At 67.1% G+C, this 17,969-nt stretch carries 16 protein-coding genes and 1 tRNA gene; 6 read left to right on the forward strand and 11 right to left on the reverse strand.

Annotated features, from left to right (window positions below; translation table 11 throughout):
- Position 1: 1 nt before the first annotated feature.
- From prmC to rpmE, 3 genes are all read right to left on the reverse strand, one after another.
- Positions 2-982, reverse strand: coding sequence for a peptide chain release factor N(5)-glutamine methyltransferase (prmC, locus tag GTV32_RS07110; protein WP_161059532.1), 981 nt, complete (start codon positions 980-982; stop codon positions 2-4).
- Positions 936-2,012, reverse strand: a complete 1,077-nt coding sequence (gene prfA, locus GTV32_RS07115) for a peptide chain release factor 1 (RefSeq protein ID WP_161059533.1) — start codon at positions 2,010-2,012, stop codon at positions 936-938. Before prfA ends, prmC begins: the two co-directional genes overlap by 47 nt.
- Before the next feature lie 122 nt (positions 2,013-2,134).
- Positions 2,135-2,362 (reverse strand): 50S ribosomal protein L31, encoded by a 228-nt coding sequence (gene rpmE / locus GTV32_RS07120; RefSeq protein WP_161059534.1) that lies wholly within the window; start codon positions 2,360-2,362, stop codon positions 2,135-2,137.
- A gap of 341 nt (positions 2,363-2,703) precedes the next feature.
- On the opposite strand from rpmE, the gene GTV32_RS07125 reads away from it, so the two are divergent.
- The 3 genes from GTV32_RS07125 to GTV32_RS07135 all read left to right on the forward strand — a co-directional run bounded on the left by GTV32_RS07125 (position 2,704) and on the right by GTV32_RS07135 (position 5,759).
- A complete protein-coding gene (locus GTV32_RS07125; RefSeq protein ID WP_161059535.1) occupies positions 2,704-3,933 on the forward strand; it encodes an FAD-binding protein in 1,230 nt (409 codons plus the stop codon).
- 58 nt (positions 3,934-3,991) lie between these two features.
- Positions 3,992-5,017 carry a heme transporter gene (locus GTV32_RS07130; protein WP_161059536.1) on the forward strand — a complete coding sequence of 342 codons (1,026 nt, stop codon included), beginning with the start codon at positions 3,992-3,994 and terminating at the stop codon, positions 5,015-5,017.
- Positions 5,018-5,102: 85 nt separating this feature from the next.
- Positions 5,103-5,759 (forward strand): class I SAM-dependent methyltransferase, encoded by a 657-nt coding sequence (locus GTV32_RS07135; protein WP_161059537.1) that lies wholly within the window; start codon positions 5,103-5,105, stop codon positions 5,757-5,759.
- 57 nt (positions 5,760-5,816) lie between these two features.
- Here GTV32_RS07135 and rho read toward each other — a convergent pair whose 3' ends face one another.
- From rho to argS, 6 genes are all read right to left on the reverse strand, one after another.
- On the reverse strand, positions 5,817-7,838 hold the full coding sequence (gene rho, locus GTV32_RS07140; RefSeq protein ID WP_161059538.1) for a transcription termination factor Rho: 2,022 nt from the start codon (positions 7,836-7,838) through the stop codon (positions 5,817-5,819).
- 356 nt (positions 7,839-8,194) lie between these two features.
- Positions 8,195-9,184, reverse strand: a complete 990-nt coding sequence (gene thrB, locus GTV32_RS07145; protein WP_237421492.1) for a homoserine kinase — start codon at positions 9,182-9,184, stop codon at positions 8,195-8,197.
- A 22-nt stretch (positions 9,185-9,206) separates the two neighbouring features.
- Positions 9,207-10,286, reverse strand: coding sequence for a threonine synthase (gene thrC, locus GTV32_RS07150; RefSeq protein WP_161059540.1), 1,080 nt, complete (start codon positions 10,284-10,286; stop codon positions 9,207-9,209).
- Positions 10,279-11,613, reverse strand: coding sequence for a homoserine dehydrogenase (locus GTV32_RS07155; protein WP_161059541.1), 1,335 nt, complete (start codon positions 11,611-11,613; stop codon positions 10,279-10,281). The genes thrC and GTV32_RS07155 overlap by 8 nt, the downstream gene beginning before the upstream one ends.
- Positions 11,610-13,031 carry a diaminopimelate decarboxylase gene (gene lysA / locus GTV32_RS07160; RefSeq protein ID WP_161059542.1) on the reverse strand — a complete coding sequence of 474 codons (1,422 nt, stop codon included), beginning with the start codon at positions 13,029-13,031 and terminating at the stop codon, positions 11,610-11,612. Before lysA ends, GTV32_RS07155 begins: the two co-directional genes overlap by 4 nt.
- The gene (gene argS / locus GTV32_RS07165) at positions 13,028-14,680 is read right to left on the reverse strand and encodes an arginine--tRNA ligase (protein WP_161059543.1); all 1,653 of its coding nucleotides are present in this window, start codon (positions 14,678-14,680) and stop codon (positions 13,028-13,030) included. Before argS ends, lysA begins: the two co-directional genes overlap by 4 nt.
- A gap of 149 nt (positions 14,681-14,829) precedes the next feature.
- Here argS and GTV32_RS07170 point away from each other — a divergent pair, with 149 nt between their 5' ends.
- Together GTV32_RS07170 and GTV32_RS07175 are read left to right on the forward strand one after the other, a co-directional pair.
- On the forward strand, positions 14,830-15,684 hold the full coding sequence (locus tag GTV32_RS07170) for a DUF3105 domain-containing protein (protein ID WP_161059544.1): 855 nt from the start codon (positions 14,830-14,832) through the stop codon (positions 15,682-15,684).
- Positions 15,685-15,695: 11 nt separating this feature from the next.
- Complete coding sequence (locus tag GTV32_RS07175) at positions 15,696-16,508, forward strand: DUF305 domain-containing protein (protein WP_161059545.1); 813 nt, start codon at positions 15,696-15,698, stop codon at positions 16,506-16,508.
- A 13-nt stretch (positions 16,509-16,521) separates the two neighbouring features.
- Here GTV32_RS07175 and GTV32_RS07180 read toward each other — a convergent pair whose 3' ends face one another.
- Positions 16,522-17,178 (reverse strand): hypothetical protein, encoded by a 657-nt coding sequence (locus tag GTV32_RS07180; protein WP_161059546.1) that lies wholly within the window; start codon positions 17,176-17,178, stop codon positions 16,522-16,524.
- Positions 17,179-17,317: 139 nt separating this feature from the next.
- Here GTV32_RS07180 and GTV32_RS07185 point away from each other — a divergent pair, with 139 nt between their 5' ends.
- Positions 17,318-17,773 carry a hypothetical protein gene (locus GTV32_RS07185; RefSeq protein WP_161059547.1) on the forward strand — a complete coding sequence of 152 codons (456 nt, stop codon included), beginning with the start codon at positions 17,318-17,320 and terminating at the stop codon, positions 17,771-17,773.
- An 86-nt stretch (positions 17,774-17,859) separates the two neighbouring features.
- Here the strand turns inward: GTV32_RS07185 and GTV32_RS07190 are convergent.
- A tRNA-Arg gene (locus tag GTV32_RS07190) sits at positions 17,860-17,935 on the reverse strand.
- Positions 17,936-17,969: the final 34 nt, after the last annotated feature.

The following is a 17,969-nucleotide window of genomic DNA, read 5'->3' on the forward strand; positions in this document are numbered from 1 at the left end:
GTCAGGACGGTCGCAGCGGTCCGCTCACCGCACGGCGTGCCGTGACGAATCGCGGACGTCCGGCAAGGTCATCGCGCGCGCGGACATCGTCGAAGACGCCGACGGACTCGACGGCTGCCAGCACCGCGGCCGAGGTCGTGTCGTCGTGCTCGACACCCATCGCGCCACCGGGCATCAACAACTCGGCGATGATCGGCAACATCGGTGTGATCACCGACATCCCGTCGGCCCCACCGAACACCGCGTCGGCGGGGTCGTGTGCCACCTCGGGTGACACCGTGGCGGCTTGCGGGACATAGGGCGGATTGGCCACCACCACATCCACCGAACCCCACGGCAATCCGATGCGCATCTGCTCCACATCGGTCACGTCGGCTGCGACCACGGTGATGCGATCAGCCACGCCCGGAGGCGCGCTCGCGACATTGCGCCGCAACCACTCCAACGCGGCGGGCGAGCGCTCGACGGCCCAGAGCCGTGCCGTGGGCAGCATGGTCGCGATCGCGATCGCCAGGGCACCACTGCCACTGCACAGGTCGACGATGGTGGCGGTTCCGCCGGCCCTGGCCCCGATCCCGACCGCCCATTCCGCGAGCAACTCGGTCTCCGGACGCGGGATGAAGACGCCCGGGCCGACAGCGAGCTCGGCGGGACCGAACGCTGCGGTCCCGACGATGTGCTGCAACGGGATTCGCATCGTCCGCCGGGCCACCAGCGCACGGAAACGGGCTCGGGTGTCGTCGTCGAGACCGTCGGCCACCAGTAGGCGACCTCGGTCGATTCCCAGAACTGCGGCGAGTAGCCACTCGGCGTCGCCACGCGCGCTGTCGATGCCGGCCTGGCCCAGTACCTGTGTCGCCCAGGACAACTCAGATTCGACGACGCGGGCGCGCGGCGGGTTACATGCCCCCTCGGACGAGTCCCCGGCCGTCACGTCATTGCGCTTCGAGCCGGGCCTGCCGGTCAGCGGCCACGAGCGCATCGAGGAGCGCATCCATGTCGCCGTCGAGCACGGCGTCGAGATTGTTCGCCTTGTAGCCGATCCGGTGATCGGTGATCCGATTCTCGGGGAAGTTGTAGGTCCGGATCCTCTCGGACCGGTCGACCGTGCGGATCTGCGCGGCGCGTCCCTCGGCCGCCGCGGCGTCGGCTTCCTCTTCGGCCGCCGACTGCAACCGCGCCGCGAGCACCTGCATGGCCCTCGCCTTGTTCTGCAGCTGCGAACGTTCGTTCTGACACGTCACCACGATGCCCGTGGGCAAGTGCGTCAGCCGGACGGCGGAGTCGGTCGTGTTGACGCCCTGGCCACCCTTTCCGGATGAGCGGTAGACGTCGATCCTCAGGTCCGACTCATCGATCTCGACCTGGGCGACCTCCTCCGGCTCCGGATAGATCAGCACGCCGGCGGCCGAGGTGTGGATTCGCCCCTGCGATTCGGTGACCGGCACCCGTTGCACGCGGTGGACGCCACCCTCGAACTTCAGCCGGGACCACACACCGTCGCGCAACTGCTCTTTCGATTTGATCGAGAGGGTGGCCTCTTTGTAGCCGCCGAGGTCGGATTCGGTGACACCGAGGATCTGCGCCTTGAAACCACAGCGTTCGCAGTACTTGAGGTACATCCGGGCGAGGTCGGCGGCGAACAAGGCCGACTCCTCGCCACCGGCACCGGATTTGATCTCGAGGACGACGTCGTCGCCGTCGTGGGCGTCGCGGGGGGCCAACAGATCGGTCAGCGTCGCGTCGAGTTCGGCCACCGTGGCCTCGAGCGCGGGGATCTCGTCGGCAAAGGCCGGGTCATCGGCCGCCAGTTCGCGTGCGGCGACGAGATCGTCCCGGGCGGCTTCCAGACGACGATGGGTCGCCATGATGGGAGCGAGTTCGGCGAACCGCTTCCCGACCCGGCGGGCGGCCCCCGGATCGTCGTGCAGCGACGGGTCGGCGAGCTGGGCCTCGAGGCCGGCGTGTTCGGCGAGGATGTCGTCGATCGCCGATGGGCTCTGCGTGGTCACCTGGTGCTCACCTCTCAGGGACATCTGTCATGTCCGACATCGCTCACGGCCGAAGGTTCGGAGAACGAAAACGACGCCCCGCCGAACGCGCTGGGCGCGCCGGCAGGGCGTCGTCGGTCGAGCTACTGCGCGTCGGCCTTCTTGGTGCGCTTGCCGTAGCGCTTCTCGAACCGGGCCACGCGGCCGCCGGTGTCGAGAATCTTCTGCTTGCCTGTGTAGAACGGGTGGCACTGCGAGCAGACCTCGACGTTGATACGTCCGTTGTCCGCGGTGCTGCGGGTCTCGAAGGTGTTGCCGCAGCCGCAGACGACCGTGGTCGTCGCGTACTCGGGGTGAATGCCCTGCTTCATCTGGTGTCCCTTTCTGTGGTCGCCGGGTCACCATCGGGGATCGACGGTGTGAACCGGAACCGGACTCGACCGATCAGTATGCCACGCGAGACGTTCGAGCTGGAAATCCGCGGACTTCCCACCTCGAACGCTCCGCAGCGAACGGTCCACCCCTCAGAACAGACACCCACGGGGTTTCATTCCCGAATTAGGCCCGCCTTACAATACTAAGGCTAAGCTAAGTTAACGTCGGATCGCCGGCTGCCCGGTGCGGGTGAGTGTTCACCGCTCGAATCGTCCCGGACGTCGCCAAGGGTCTGCTGTCCCTTGCCGCACACAACGACACGCGAAGGTCGGCTGACATGCACCTCCCCTACCTCCCTGCGGACGCACCGGTCCTCGGCGACCGAAAGGCCACCCACCGTGCCGCGCCCTCGCGACCACCCGCAACACGACGGCGCAGCACACGCACCCCCTGGAACCGCAAGAACCCGTACCCCGCGACCATAGTCGCCAATACCCGGTTGTCGGGCCCCACGTCGGACAAGGACGTTCGCCATCTGGTGATCTCGCTGGGCGACAGCGGAATCGAGTACCAGCCCGGGGACGGGATCGGCATTGTGCCGGTCAACGATGCCGAGCTCGTCGAGCGGATCATCGCCCGACTCGGGGTGCCGCCGGACACGGTGATCATCGACCGCAAATCCGAACGCACGCTCCGCGAGGCGCTGACCCGCGAGTACGAGATCTCGACGCCCTCCAAGTATCTCGTGGACCACATCGCCCGACGCAGCCTGGACCCCGAACTCACTCACCTCACGTCCACCGACGATCGCGAGGCCCTCGATGGGTGGCTATGGGGCAAGGACGTCCTGGACCTCCTCGACGTCGACCCGACCCTGACCATCGGCCCCGAGGAACTACTCGCCGAATTGCGACCACTGCAGCACCGCGTGTACTCGATCTCGTCGAGCCCGCTGGTCCACCCCGGCACCGTGCACATCACCATGGCCACCGTGCGTCACTGCTCCGGGGAACGGCTGCGCGGAGGCGTGTGCTCGACGTATCTCGCCGACCGTCGTCCCGAGGGCGCCCGGGTGGGGGTGTTCGTCTCCGCCAACAGATCGTTCCGTCTGCCACCCGAGGACACCAAGGCCATCATGATCGGACCGGGCACCGGAATCGCGCCGTTCCGTTCGTTCCTGTACGAGCGGTCCGCCCGTGGCGCGCGTGGCGCGAACTGGTTGTTCTTCGGCGACCGGCATCGCGATCGCGACCACATCTATCGGGACGAGATCGACCAGTTCGTGGCCGACGGTGTGCTCGATCGCGTCGACCTTGCCTTCTCGCGCGACCAGTTTCACAAGGTCTACGTCCAGGACCGCATGCGCGAACACGGCGCGGATCTGTTCGCGTGGCTGTCCGACGGGGCGCATCTCTACGTCTGCGGCGACGCGACACGTATGGCTCACGACGTCGACAGCGCGCTTCACGACATCGTCGCCGAACACGGAGACATGTCGGCCGAGGCTGCGCGGGACTTCGTCGACGACCTCAAACGCACCAAACGCTATCTACGCGACGTGTACTGACCACGTCCGACCCGACCTCACCGACGCTCGAGACAGGACACGGAAAGGAACGGCAACGATGCCAGAAGGCCGACGAGACGATTCCGATCCGCCGGGGCGCCCGCCGCGCCCGACCTGCGGTGAACAGTGCAGCTGTCCGCGCGCGAGCGGTGCCTCCAACGACCTCGACACCCTGCTGGCCGCCCCTGGTTTCTCCGGTGCCCTGCTCGGCTCCGATGCCGCGGCGGTCGCCGCCCACCTGCCGTCTCTCGGACACGTCGTGGGGGTCACGGTGGCGGGTCCCGTTCTGATGAACGACGTGGGAACACATGAACCGCCTGTCACCGTCGGTGGCCCGATCCGGTGTCGTGCGTCACGGATATCCTTGCGCCTCAACCCTGCTCGTCTCGGAGCAGCACTCGTGACCGATCCGGCCGCCGATGTACCGCCGACCCTGCGCCTGTTCGACGCGGCGGGTAACACCGCTCACGCCACCTATCTCACGGAGTCGTCCGAACGGCTCGCCTTCGAGTCGCTGTCGTTCGACGCGAGCCGCTTCGCCGCGTCAACTGTGTCCCCTCGTCTCATCAAGGGCACATCCGTCGACACGACCGCGCACCGCGACGACGTCGCGAGCTGGGCCACGTCGTTCTCCGGCGATCAGATCGCCCAGTTCGACGCCGTACTCGAAGACGGTGGTACACAGCGACTCCGGTCGTTGCCGAGGGCGCGGGCGCAGGGTTTCGCTCGTGTGGAGTCGCGCCGCGTCATCGCCGCGTTCGAGCATGCCGCACTGCTCGGGATGCCGATGACCATCGCCACCACCGCGCCCGGCTGCGTCCAGATACACCACGACCGCCTCGACGGTGCCCGAGAACACCGGGGCACCATGGTGATCGCGTCCGGTTCCTGCCGCGCGATGATCAACTTCGATCTCGTCTCGGAATGCTGGGTGACGTGGTCCGACGGCGTGTGGGGCAGGACGGGTTCGATCGAACTCTACGACCGGCGCGGCCACTGCAGTCTCCTCGTGACCCAGACCGGGTCGGTGTCCGCGGAGGTCTTCGTCGCGTGGCACCAGCTGGTGTCCGACGTCGCCGGCTGACCCCCGGCCCGTGGCGTTGTCGCGATGCCGTACGAGAGGCCGTGTCAGAGTTGAGGAACTCGGCGTGGCCGACCACCATCACCTCATGACACAGCCAGGCTATGACGTACTCGCCGGCGAGTACGCGGCCACGTTCCCGTCTGCGTTTCGATCCGAACTCGAGCGCCACGCCGTCGACTGTTTCGCGGACCTGGTGCTGGCGGCTTGCCCGGGCACACCATTCGTGATCGATATCGGTTGTGGACCAGGGCATACGGCCGATCACCTCCGCGATCGAGGTATGACCGTCGTCGGGCTCGACAGGAGCGCGCCCATGCTGGACATCGCCCGAGCCCGGTACCCGGGGATTCGGTTTCTCCAGGACGACGCCGACGCGACGTCAGCGCCGATCGAACAATGCACGGGCCTGATCGCGCAGTTCAGTCTCATCCACGTCGAGCCGGCATCGATCCCGGGAGTCCTTGCGTCATGGCGTCGGCGCATGGTCCCGGGCACCATCGTCCTGATCGCGATGCAGGGCTCCGACGAAGCCGGGATCCACGAGTTCGATCATGTGGTCGCGCGCGCATGGCGGTGGCACCCGGACGCGCTGTCGTCCGTGCTCTCCGACAACGGGTTCGACGAGACGCTCCGGATGATCCGCCGACCGGATCAGAATTACCGTTTTCCGGAGGTCTATCTGATGGCGCGATTGCTCACGCGGGCTGGTTTGCCTCACGCGGGTCGTCGACGACCCGCGTGAAGCCGAACGACCCGCGTGAAGCCGAACGACCCGCGTGAAGCCGAACAGCCCGGCGGATCAGTCGTCGTTCATCGCTCCGGGCGCAGTCTTCTGCACCTGCATCAGGAACTCGATGTTGGTCTTCGACTTCTTCAGCTGGCTGATCAGCAGATCGATCGCCTGCTGCGAGTCCAACCCGGACAGCACGCGGCGCAGCTTGTGTACGATCGCGAATTCCTCGGGCGACAACAGCAATTCGTCCTTGCGGGTACCGGACGGGTTCACGTCGACCGCCGGGAACACCCGTCGCTCGGCGATCTTGCGATCGAGTTTGAGCTCGGCGTTGCCGGTGCCCTTGAACTCCTCGAAGATGACGGTGTCACCGGTCGACCCGGTCTCCACCATCGCCGTGGCGATGATGGTCAGCGACCCGCCGTTCTCGATGTTGCGAGCCGCGCCCAGGAAGCGCTTCGGCGGGTAGAGAGCCGTCGAATCAACGCCACCGGACAGGATTCGGCCGGACGCAGGCGAGGCGTTGTTGTAGGCGCGACCGAGACGAGTGATCGAGTCGAGCAGCACGATCACGTCGCGGCCGTTCTCGACCAGGCGCTTTGCCCGTTCGATCGCCAGCTCGGCGACAGACGTGTGATCTGACGGCGGGCGGTCGAAGGTCGACGCGATGACCTCGCCGTTCACCGAACGCGTCATGTCGGTGACCTCTTCGGGACGCTCGTCCACGAGGACCACCATGAGGTGACATTCCGGGTTGTTGACGGTGATCGCGTTCGCGATGTCCTGCAAGATCGTCGTCTTGCCCGCCTTGGGCGGCGACACGATCAGGGCGCGCTGCCCCTTGCCGATCGGCATGATCAGGTCGATCACGCGGGTGTCGAGCCGCTCCGGAGTCGTCTCCAGACGGAGTCGCTGGTTCGGGTAGAGCGGGGTTAGCTTGCCGAACTCGGGGCGCTTCTTGGCCGTCTCGATGTCGGTTCCGTTGACCGTGTCCAACCGGACCAACGGGTTGAACTTCTGCCGCTGGTTGGGTTGTTCGCCTTCGCGCGGAACCTTGACAGCGCCGGTGATCGCGTCACCACGACGCAAACCGTTCTTGCGCACCATGTTCATGGACACATACACATCGTTCGGTCCCGCCAGGTAGCCGGAGGTCCGGACGAACGCGTAGTTGTCGAGGACATCGAGGATGCCGGCCACCGGCTGCAACACGTCATCGTCGGAGACCTGGGGTTCGCCCGAGCCCGACGAGTCACGGTCACGTCCGCGGCGACGCTCGCGGAACCGCCGGCCGCGCCTGCCGCGGCCGCTGCCGTCGTCGTCATCGTCGCGGTTGTTCTGGCGACCGTCGCGGTTCCCTTGGTTCTGGTTGTTGCCCTGGTTGTGCTGGCCACCATCGCGATTCTGGTTGTCGCGGTTCTGATTGCCGTCGCGATTCTGGCCGCCGTCGCGATTCTGGTTGCCATCGCGATTCTGGTTGCGATTGCGGTTCTGATTGCGATTGCGCTGGTCGCCGCCACCGTTGGAATCACCCTGCCGGTCGTTGCCGGCCGATCTGGTGTCGGCGGTGTTGCTGTCGGCGGTGTTGCTGTCGGCAGACTTGGCGTCGGGAGTCTTGGTGTCGGGAGACTTCGCGGGCGCCGCGCCCCCGTCGGAAGCCGCCTGCTCGTTGTCCGACGACTCGGTGCGCGCGCGCCGACGAGTGCGGGTGGGCGGTGCCGACTCCGCATTCTCGGGGCCGTCGTTCTTGGGCGCGTCGTTCTTCGGGGCGTCGTTCTTAGGGGCGTCGTCTCCGGAGGCGCCGTCCGACAGGGCCATCTGGCCGTCGGTGTTCTTGGCCGCGGGGGCCGAGCCGCCCTGGCGTTCCTTGATCGCGGCGATCAGGTCGCCCTTGCGCATTCCCGACGTCCCCTTGATGCCCAGTTCACCGGCGAGTGCGCGGAGCTCGGTGAGCACCATCGCGGAGAGCCCGGTGCGGGCGCGGGTCGTGGAGCCACTGGCCGATCGCGCCGACGCGCGGGCGCCGGAAGCCGGGGCGTCCGTGCTCGACGTGGGGGTCGGTTCAGTGATCAGGTCCGTATCCGTCACGGATATCCTTTCGTTCCCCCGCAGACCGAAGCTGCGTGAGGGGTCATTGCCACCCCGCCTCACTTCAGGCGGGACTTCGTCCTCATCGGAGCGTGTCCGCTCGGGATTCTCCTCCGTGGACGGTCAGAAGAAATGTGGTCCGCTGCGATGTGCCCGCTGGTGCTGCTCGGAACTCCTGACAGCAGATCGTGCGACCGGAACCGACCGGTGGTCATGATCGATAATCGGGAGAGAAGCACGGCAAGACATGTCTGCGCGGCTAGACCAGTATATGGTATCTCGTTCGCATGATAGGGGCAACACGCCCTTCTCGCCATTCCACGCGAACGCAACGGGCGAGACGGCTGTCACACGGCTCAGGAACGCCCGTGGGTGACCTCGACGCCGCCGGCGATCGCGACGCTCGAGGGCACGAAGCCCAACCCGATCGCCACGTCACGATCCTCCGCAGGTACTGCGCCGACACCGAGGACGAGGACGGTGGGCCCGGCACCCGAGACGGTGGCGGCGTGACCGCGTTTACGCAGCGCAGTCACCAATTCCGCGGTCGGCGGCATGGCCTCGGCACGGTAGGCCTGGTGCAGCCGGTCCTCGGTTGCCGCGCAGAGCGCCGCAGGATCATCGGTCAACGCGACCACGGCGAGCGCCGAGCGGCTGACGTTGAAGACCGCGTCGCGACGCGGAACTGCGTCGGGCAGCAGGCCACGGGTGTAGGTCGTCGACGACTCGGTGGCGGGGACGAAGACGGTGGCGGTGATGTCGGGGTGCACGGCCAGCCGCCGCGCAAGATAGCGGACGGGCGCCGTATCGGTTGCCGCCACTCCCCCGACCCGGTCGGACTCCATCCAGGTCACGACCGCGGATCCGAGCACGCTCGCCGCCGCGTTGTCGGGATGCCCCTCGAACTCCGAGGACAACTGGACGAGCTCGGCATCGTCGAAGGCGTCTCGGATGCCCGCTTCGACGAGCAGGCCTGATGCCGCGGCCAGGCCGGACACCGCCGCGGCGGCCGACGAGCCGAGACCACGGGAATGCGGTATCGCGTTGACGCATCGCAACTTCAGACCCGCGGCGCTCACGCCCGCAACCGCGAGACCATGAGAGATCGCACGGGCCACCAGGTGGGTTCCGTCGCGGGGGACGTCCTCGACGCCCTCGCCACTGACCTCGACCTCGACGCCGCCCGACGTCGTCTCCACGATCAGCTCGTCGTATATCCCGAGGGCGATGCCGAGGCAGTCGAAACCGGGCCCGAGGTTGGCGCTGGACGCCGGAACCCGGACTCGAGCCGAAATACCCTCCGGCAGAATCACCTTCGCATCTCCCACCAATGCGTCATCGGTCATCGGGGTGGCCGCACCCGTCGATTCAGCGGACGCCGAGAGCATCCGCCACCGCGACCGGGTCCACCGGGATCGCCTCGACCTCGGGCATTCCGGACAGTGCGGTGTCCGGATCCTTCAGACCGTTACCGGTCACCGTACACACGACCGTCGAGCCGGGGGCGATCCACCCGTCCGCCCGGGCCGCGAGCAGACCGGCGACACTCGCGGCCGACGCCGGCTCCACGAACACCCCTTCGCGACCGGCGACGAGGCGATACGCCTCCAGCAGTTTCTCGTCCGTGGCAGCCCGGAACTGGCCGCCGGATTCCTCTTTCGCCGCGACGGCCTGGTTCCAGCTCGCCGGCGAGCCGATCCGGATGGCCGTGGCGACCGTCTCCGGATTCTTCACCGGGGCACCATTCACCAGCGGGGCAGCGCCCGCGGCCTGGACGCCGAGCATTCTCGGCACCGACGAGCTGATCCCGTCGCGGTGGTACTCGGTGTAGCCCTTCCAGTACGCGGTGATGTTCCCGGCGTTGCCCACCGGCAGCGCGTGCACATCGGGCGCCCGTCCGAGGACATCGACGATTTCGAAGGCGGCAGTCTTCTGGCCCTCGATCCGGGACGGGTTGACCGAGTTCACCAATTCGATCTCGGTGAACTCCGCGGTCGCCTTGCGCGCGAGTTCGAGGCAGTCGTCGAAATTTCCCTGGACCTGGATGATCTTGGCTCCGTGCATGACCGCCTGGGCCAGCTTGCCCATCGCGATCTTGCCCTCGGGGATCAGCACCGCACAGGTGATCCCGGCCCGGGTCGCGTACGCGGCGGCCGAGGCGGAGGTGTTACCGGTCGACGCGCACAACACCGCGGTCTTGCCGTTGTTGACGGCGGTACTCACCGCCATGGTCATGCCGCGATCCTTGAACGAACCCGTCGGATTGAGTCCCTCGACCTTGAGGTAGACCTCGCAGCCGGTGATCTCCGAGAGGTGCGGTGCGGCGATCAACGGGGTACCACCCTCGAGGAGGGTGACCACCTGCCAGTCGTCGCCGACTGGCAGGCGATCGCGGTACGCCTCGATCAATCCGGGCCAGCGCTGATGCACCGGAGTCACTTCAGTCATCGGTTCCTTCCAATCGCAGGACGCTCGACACCTTGATCACGGCATCCATGTCTTCAAGTGCCGCAACGCATTCCGACTGCGCGCGGTCGGGGGCGCGGTGGGTCACCACGATGAGTCGGGCGTCCTCCCCCGCTCCCTCCTGACGGACCGCGGCGATGCTGACGGCACGCTTGGTGAACTCGCCGGCCACCTGGGCCAGTACGCCCGGACGGTCGGCGACCTTCATCGAGATGTAGTAGCGGGTCGACACGTCGTCGATCGGCGCGATCGGGAGCGAGGCATAGGTCGATTCCAGCGGTCCGCGCCCGCCGTGCACCTTGTTCCGTGCGGCCATCACCATGTCCCCCAGCACCGCCGACGCCGTCGGCGAGCCGCCTGCGCCCTGCCCATAGAACATCAGCCGTCCGGCGTTCTCCGCCTCGACCACCACGGCGTTGAAGGCGCCGTTCACGGTCGCCAGCGGATGGCTGAGCGGGATCAGTGCCGGATAGACGCGCGCAGACACCCGCTGCCGTCCGTCCGCATCGCGTATCCGTTCGCAGATGGACAGCAGCTTGACCGTGCAGTCGAACTTCTTAGCCGCCACCAGGTCGGCGGCGGTGACCGTCGAGATCCCCTCCCGGAACACATCCGCCGCGGTCACCCTGGTGTGGAATGCGATGGAGGCGAGGATGGCCGCCTTGGCGGCGGCGTCGTAACCCTCGACGTCGGCGGTCGGGTCGGCTTCCGCGTATCCCAGCCGTCCGGCCTCGGCGAGAGTGTCCTCATAGGCGGCGCCGGTCTCGTCCATCGCCGACAGGATGAAGTTGGTGGTGCCGTTGACGATGCCCGCGACGCGCTCGACCGTGTCGCCCGCGAGCGATTGCATCAGCGGCCGAACGACGGGGATCGCACCCGCGACAGCCGCCTCGAAATAGAGGTCGACCTTCGCATCAGCTGCGGCGGTGGCGAGTTCGCCGGTGTACTCGGCGAGCAGCGCCTTGTTCGCGGTGACCACCGACTTACCGCTCTCGAGCGCCGCACGGATCAGCTCACGTGCCGGATCGATCCCGCCCATCAACTCGACGACGATGTCGACGTCGTCGCGGGCCACCAGAGCAGCCGCGTCGTCGGTGAGCAGTTCTTCGCTGATCTTGCGCGGACGGCTCAGGTCGCGGACCGCGACACCACGCAGCTCGACGGACGCGCCGACACGGGCCCGCAGGTCGTCGGCGTTGTCGGCGATGATCCGCACAACCTCGGCACCGACGTTTCCCATGCCGAGCACTGCGACACCGATGGCGCGGACACCGGGCCGGGAGGTCTGATCGCTCGGGGTCTGGTTCATTCGGAAACCTCCAGGCTGAGAATGTCGTCGATCGTCTCGCGTCGCAGCATCAGTCGTGCGGACGAATCCTGCACCGTCACCACCGCCGGCCGCATGGCCATGTTGTATCGACTCGACATCGAGTAGCAGTATGCGCCGGTCGCCGCGACCGCGACCAGATCGCCCGGCGCCAGGTCCGCCGGCAGCCAGCAGTCCTTGATCACGATGTCGCCGCTCTCACAGTGCTTTCCGACCACTCGGCTCACCACGGCGGGAGCCTCGGACACGCGCGAGACCAGCCGGACGTCGTACTCGGCCTGATACAGCACGGTCCGGATGTTGTCGCTCATACCGCCGTCGACCGAGACATACCGACGAGACAGGTTCTTGCCGATCGTCACATCCTTCACGGTGCCCACCCGGTAGAGCGTGACCGTACCGGGACCGGCGATCGCACGGCCGGGCTCGACCGCCAGGGTCGGCATCGGCAGGCCGACCGCCGCCGACTCGTTCCGGACGATCTCCGCGAGCCGCTCCGCGACGTCGCCGACGGGCAGCGGATCGTCCTCGGGCAGATACGAGATGCCCAGTCCGCCACCGAGATCGACGATGGACAACTGAGATGTCTTGTCCACGCCGAACTCGGCGACGACGTCTTTGAGCAGTCCCACCACGCGATGCGCCGCCAGCTCGAACCCATCCATGTCGAAGATCTGCGACCCGATGTGACTGTGCAAGCCGACGAGTCGCAGATTGTCGGTCGCGAACACGCGGCGTACCGCCTCCATCGCGACACCGCCCGCGAGGGCGAATCCGAACTTCTGGTCCTCGTGTGCGGTGGAGATGAACTCATGGGTGTGCGCCTCGACGCCCACGGTGACCCGGACCAGGACGTCGGCGACCTGGCCCCGCTCACCCGCCAACCTGTCGAGTCGCTCGATCTCGATCATCGAATCGAGCACGATGTGCCCGACGCCGGCGTCCACCGCCATCGCCAACTCGTCGACACTCTTGTTGTTGCCGTGCAACGCGATCCGCTCCGGCGGGAAGCCCGCGCGCAACGCAACGGTCAGTTCGCCGCCGGAACACACGTCGAGCGACAAGCCCTCCTGATCCACCCATCGCGCGACCTCGGAACTGAGAAAGGCCTTCGACGCGTAGTGCACTCGACCATGAGGCCCGAAGGCCTCCACCATGTCGGCACACCGGGACCGGAAGTCGGCCTCGTCCACCACGAACAACGGGGTCCCGTAGGTCTCGGCCAGTTCCTCCACACCGACCCCGGCGAGTCGGAGCGCTCCGGCATCATCCCGAACAGCATTGCGCGGCCACACGTTTGCCGGGATCGCGGCCAGCTCGACCGGGTCGTTCGGACGTTCTGCGAGGTGCGGGGCGGCGAGAAGTTCGGCATGCCGGGGCCCCGCTGGGTGCGCGTTCACATCCGCTCCGGTGCGCTCACGCCGACCAGCTCGAGGCCGTTCGACAGGACTTGTCGGGTCGCCTCGCACAGTGCGAGACGAGCGCCATGGATGTCGCCTGCGGACTCGTCGCCCTGCGGGAGGATTCGGCACCGCGCGTAGAACCGGTGATAAGCACCCGCCAGCGTCTCCAGGTAGCGGCAGATCCGATGCGGTTCACGGAGTTCCGCGGCCGTCGCCAACACCTCGTCGAAGTCCCCGATCGTCCGGATGAGTTCACCCTCCGCCGGGTCGTCGAGCAGGTCGAGATGGTCCAGCGACCGCTCGACGCGCAGCTCGGCGGCATTGCGCGCCAACGCCGACAGTCGGGCGTGGGCGTATTGCACGTAGTAGACCGGGTTGTCGTTTGACTGCTTGGTCAGCAGATCGAGGTCGATGTCGATGTTGACGTCGACCGACGAACGGATCAGCGAGTATCGCGCGCCGTCGACACCCACCGCATCGACGAGGTCGTCGAGCGTGATCACGGTGCCCGCGCGCTTGCTCATCCGCACCGGATTGCCGTCGCGGACGAGGTTCACCATCTGTCCGATCAGCACCTCGACGGTCTCCGGATCGTCGCCGAGTGCGGCGGCCGATGCCTTCAGCCGGGTGATGTAGCCGTGGTGGTCTGCTCCCAGCATGTAGATGCAGAGGTTGAATCCGCGGTCACGCTTGTCCTTGTAGTAGGCGATGTCACCGGCGATGTAGGCGGCGTTGCCGTCGCTCTTGATGACCACGCGGTCTTTGTCGTCGCCGAAGTTCGTCGTCCGGAGCCACCAGGCGCCGTCGTTCTCGTAGAGGTTGCCGTTGGCCTTGAGTTCGGCGATGCACTCGTCGACCAGTCCCGACGTGAACATCTTGTTCTCGTGGGTGAAGACGTCGAAGTCGGTCCCGAAATCGTGCAGGCTCGTCTTGATGTGGTCGAACATCAGATCCACACCGATCGACCGGAATGTCTCGAGCCGCTCGGCTTCGGGTAGCTCGAGCACGCCGGGTACCCGCCCGACGACCTGCGCCGCGATCTCACCGATGTAATCGCCCGCGTAACCGTCCTCCGGGGTCGACGACCCCGCGGCCGCCGCCTCGAGCGAACGAGCGAAGCGGTCGATCTGTGTGCCGTGGTCGTTGAAGTAGTACTCGCGGGTCACCGCGGCACCGCGCGCCGCCAGTACCCGACCGAGGGCGTCACCCACGGCGGCCCAGCGCGTACCTCCGAGGTGGATCGGTCCGGTCGGATTGGCCGAGACGAACTCGAGGTTGATCACCCGATCGTCGAGCTCGGTGCCGCGGCCGTAGTCCGCGGCAGAGGCCAGCACCGTCGCGACCACCGAGTTCTGGGCGGCCGTCGCCAACCAGACATTGACGAATCCAGGCCCCGCGACCTCTGCCTTCGCGATCCCGTCGGTGGCGGCGAAGGCGTCGGCCAGCCATCCGGCCAGCTCGCGCGGTGCAACACCCAGCTTCTTGCCGAGCTGGAGCGCGATGTTCGTGGCGTAATCACCGTGGTCGGCATGACGAGGACGTTCCACGACGACGGTGTCGGGCACGACGGAGTCGTCGAGCCCGCGGTCACGGACAACGGTCAGCGTCGCGGCGGCCAGCAACGCGGCGAGGTCGGCAGGAGTCACGGCTCACCATCCTATTGGCCCATGTCCATCAGGGGATAATCGCCTCCGCCCGCAGTGGGCGGGCGAGCGCGGTCGACCCGCTACGTCGGACGGTAAACTGTCGGTCGCTGCGCCGGGCACCGGCCCGCAATCACATCAGAAAGAGGGCGATGGCAGGCACACCCGGGGGCAACGTCCCCAAGTCCGGCAAGCGTCCCGGCTCCGTCCCGAGTTCCTCGGGCCGCCAGATCGACTGGTTCGTCGTCGGTGCGATAGTCCTGGTGATCGTCCTGATCGCCGGTCTGCTCTGGTACCTCGTACCCAAGTTCCTCGACAACCGGGAGGCCGAGGGCCTCAAACCGCAGACCGTGACGGGATTCGTACCGTCTGCACAGGATCCGGACCCCTCGACAAGGATCCCCGGTGTGACCAAGGTCTACTACCGCGCCGCACAGCACGTGCGCGCCGACCAGCGGGTCGCCTACGATCAGTCGCCGCCGTTCGGTGGGCCCCATGACGAGGTGTGGGCGACCTGTACGGGGATCGTGTATCCCGATCCGCTCCGCTCGGAGAACGCCGTACACGCGCTGGAACACGGTGCTGTCTGGATCGCCTACAACCCGGACACGATCAGCGATGCCGACCGCGACACCCTCGAGAAGAAGGTGTCCGGCGAACAGTTCTTGTTCCTCTCGCCGTATCCCGGGCTCGATCACCCGCTGTCGCTGCAGAGCTGGGGACACCAGCTGAAGCTCGACTCGGCCGGTGATCCACGCGTGGACCAGTTCATCACCGCACTGCGTCGCAACGCCACGCCCGGCGTCTACCGGGAGAATCCGTCGGAGGCCGCGTACCCCGAAACCCAAGCCGCGTGCGCGGCCATCCCGGGCGCGTTCGATCCGAGCAACCCCCCGCCTGCCGATCAGGGAGAGCCCGGACCAGACGCGGTGCAGATGGACGGCGCGGGCGGGATTCCCGCCTCCGACGAGAACGCCGGTGCCGGCGCGCCGATGCCGGCAGGCTGAGGAGTCGACCGATGACCGAGGAACACACCGAGACGGGCGGCGATGGCACGGACCACCACGCGACCGAGCTCGCTGCCTCCCGACGGACCTTGCTCACCTCACTCGGGGTGGTGGCGGCACTGCTGGTCGGGCTGGCTCTCGGCCTGCTGATCGCCGCGATGCTGCACAGCGACGACCCGAAGGCCGAGGAAGCCCCGGCGGCAGATTCCGCGGCCGTCGGCTTCGCGCAGGACATGATCCGCCATCACGAACAAGGCGTGGAGATGTCCACGATCGAGCTCGAGAACGGCACCGATCCGCAGGTCCGGAGCATGGCGTTCGACATCCTCACCGCACAGAGCAACGAGATCGGGCAGATGCAGTCGTGGCTGACCCGATGGGGCTATCCACTGATCAATCCTGATCCCCCGATGACCTGGATGGGCCACGAGATGGCCGCGGGTGCGCCGACCTCGCCGCCCGCAGTCGGCCACGACCACGACCACGGCGACCATGCCGATCACGACATGAGTTCGATGCCGCCGGGGTCGATGCGGCCGGCCGGCACCGACGTCGCGCCCATGCCCGGCATGGCCACGATGGCCGAGATGGACCGGCTCCGGAGCCTGCGCGGCACCGCTGCCGACGTCTACTTCCTCCAGTTGATGCTGCGACACCATCAGGGCGGTCTGCCCATGATGGAGTACGCCGCGGACCCGGCCACCGTGTCCGAGGACTACGTCCGCAACCTGGCCACGGCGATGAAACAGACACAGGACAAGGAGATCGCCGTCATCGAGCAGATGCTCGCCGAACGGGGTGCCACGCCACTACCGCTGAACTGAACGCATCCTGCGCTCAGGTGCGGGTCCACCGCGGCAGGCTCATCGCCGCCGACATGAGGAAGCAGATCGCCCCCACGAAGGTGCTGCCGCTCGCCACACCGTCGCTGACCGTCTGGCCTGCCGACGTCACGTAGGCGCCGACTGCCGACACGCCGAACGCGATGCACCCCAGCAGATTGAGCTGTGTCGCCCACCAGTCGCGCAGGCGGGGCGCCCAGAACCCGACGGAGTGCGAGAACACGACCATCGCGAGGACGCCGCTCACCAGGAAGGCGACCGACCCGGCCGCATCCGGGGACCACACGCGACGACGGTCCTCGGTGATCGTGTCGGCGTGCAGCGCCGCCGCCGTGCTCACGTTGAACAGCAGTGTGCCGCCGAACTGTGTTGCGGCGGAGAGCCACTCGCCACGGAACTGCCTGCTGCCGTCCGGGTTCGAGGTGCTCGCCGCACCGCTGAGCGCGAATTGGATCAACGCCGCGCCGGTGAAGAACCATGCGCCGACGAAGAAGCTGAGATTCGCCGCCGAGGCGCCCGCCCACGACACGAAACCAGGGGCTGATCCCACGGCGAACAGCGCCGACCCGATCATGAATCCCCAACACTGCCTCTCCAGCGTCGCCGACAGAAGCCATCGGCCACCACCAGGTGCCGCTACGTTCGCACTCATCCCCTCATCCTGATGTGTCGACACAGGCCGTGAAAGGCGATCGGGGATAACGTGAGCCCCGTGTCGAGCCGGACCTCGACGGCGTGTCAACTCGCGGTTACCCTCAGCGGACCACCGGATCCCGACTTCTGGAGTGCGGATGCAGACCGTGACCCTCGAGACCGAACTCGAGGCCGACGCCCCGGCCGTCTGGTCGGCGATGCTGTTGCCGGCCACGTTTCTGCACGTCTGTCGCGGGCTGTTCAGCATGCCCGCGTTGGCCGACCGGACCGCCCCCATGCACCAAGGTGACTCGGGCACCGGGTGGCTGTTGGCCTTCCACATCATCCCGGCCTATCGCCACACGATCGAGGTCGTCGAGGTCGATCACGACGACCGGACGATCCGTACCCGCGAACACGGCGGTGTCCTCCGCGCGTGGAATCACACACTCCACGTGGAGCCGAACGATGGTGCCGGCAGCCGATACCGCGACACCATCGAGATCGATGCCGGACACCTCACGCGGATGGCCTGCATCGTGGCGGGAGGAATCTTCCGGTACCGACAGAGACGGTGGCGAAAGTTCGCACGCACGCTACCCGCCGGGAATTGAGACTCGCGTCCATCACACGCTCAACGCTTTTCGCGATGACGGGAGATGAGTGACCTGGAGGCCGAACCGGCCGATTCGCTGCGTTGTGGTGCCCCCGGCAGGATTCGAACCTGCGGCCTTCTGCTCCGGAGGCAGACGCTCTATCCCCTGAGCTACGGGGGCTCAACGGGCGAGAGCCAGCGTAGCGCACGCACAC

This window comes from Gordonia sp. SID5947, assembly GCF_009862785.1.
GTDB lineage: Bacteria > Actinomycetota > Actinomycetes > Mycobacteriales > Mycobacteriaceae > Gordonia.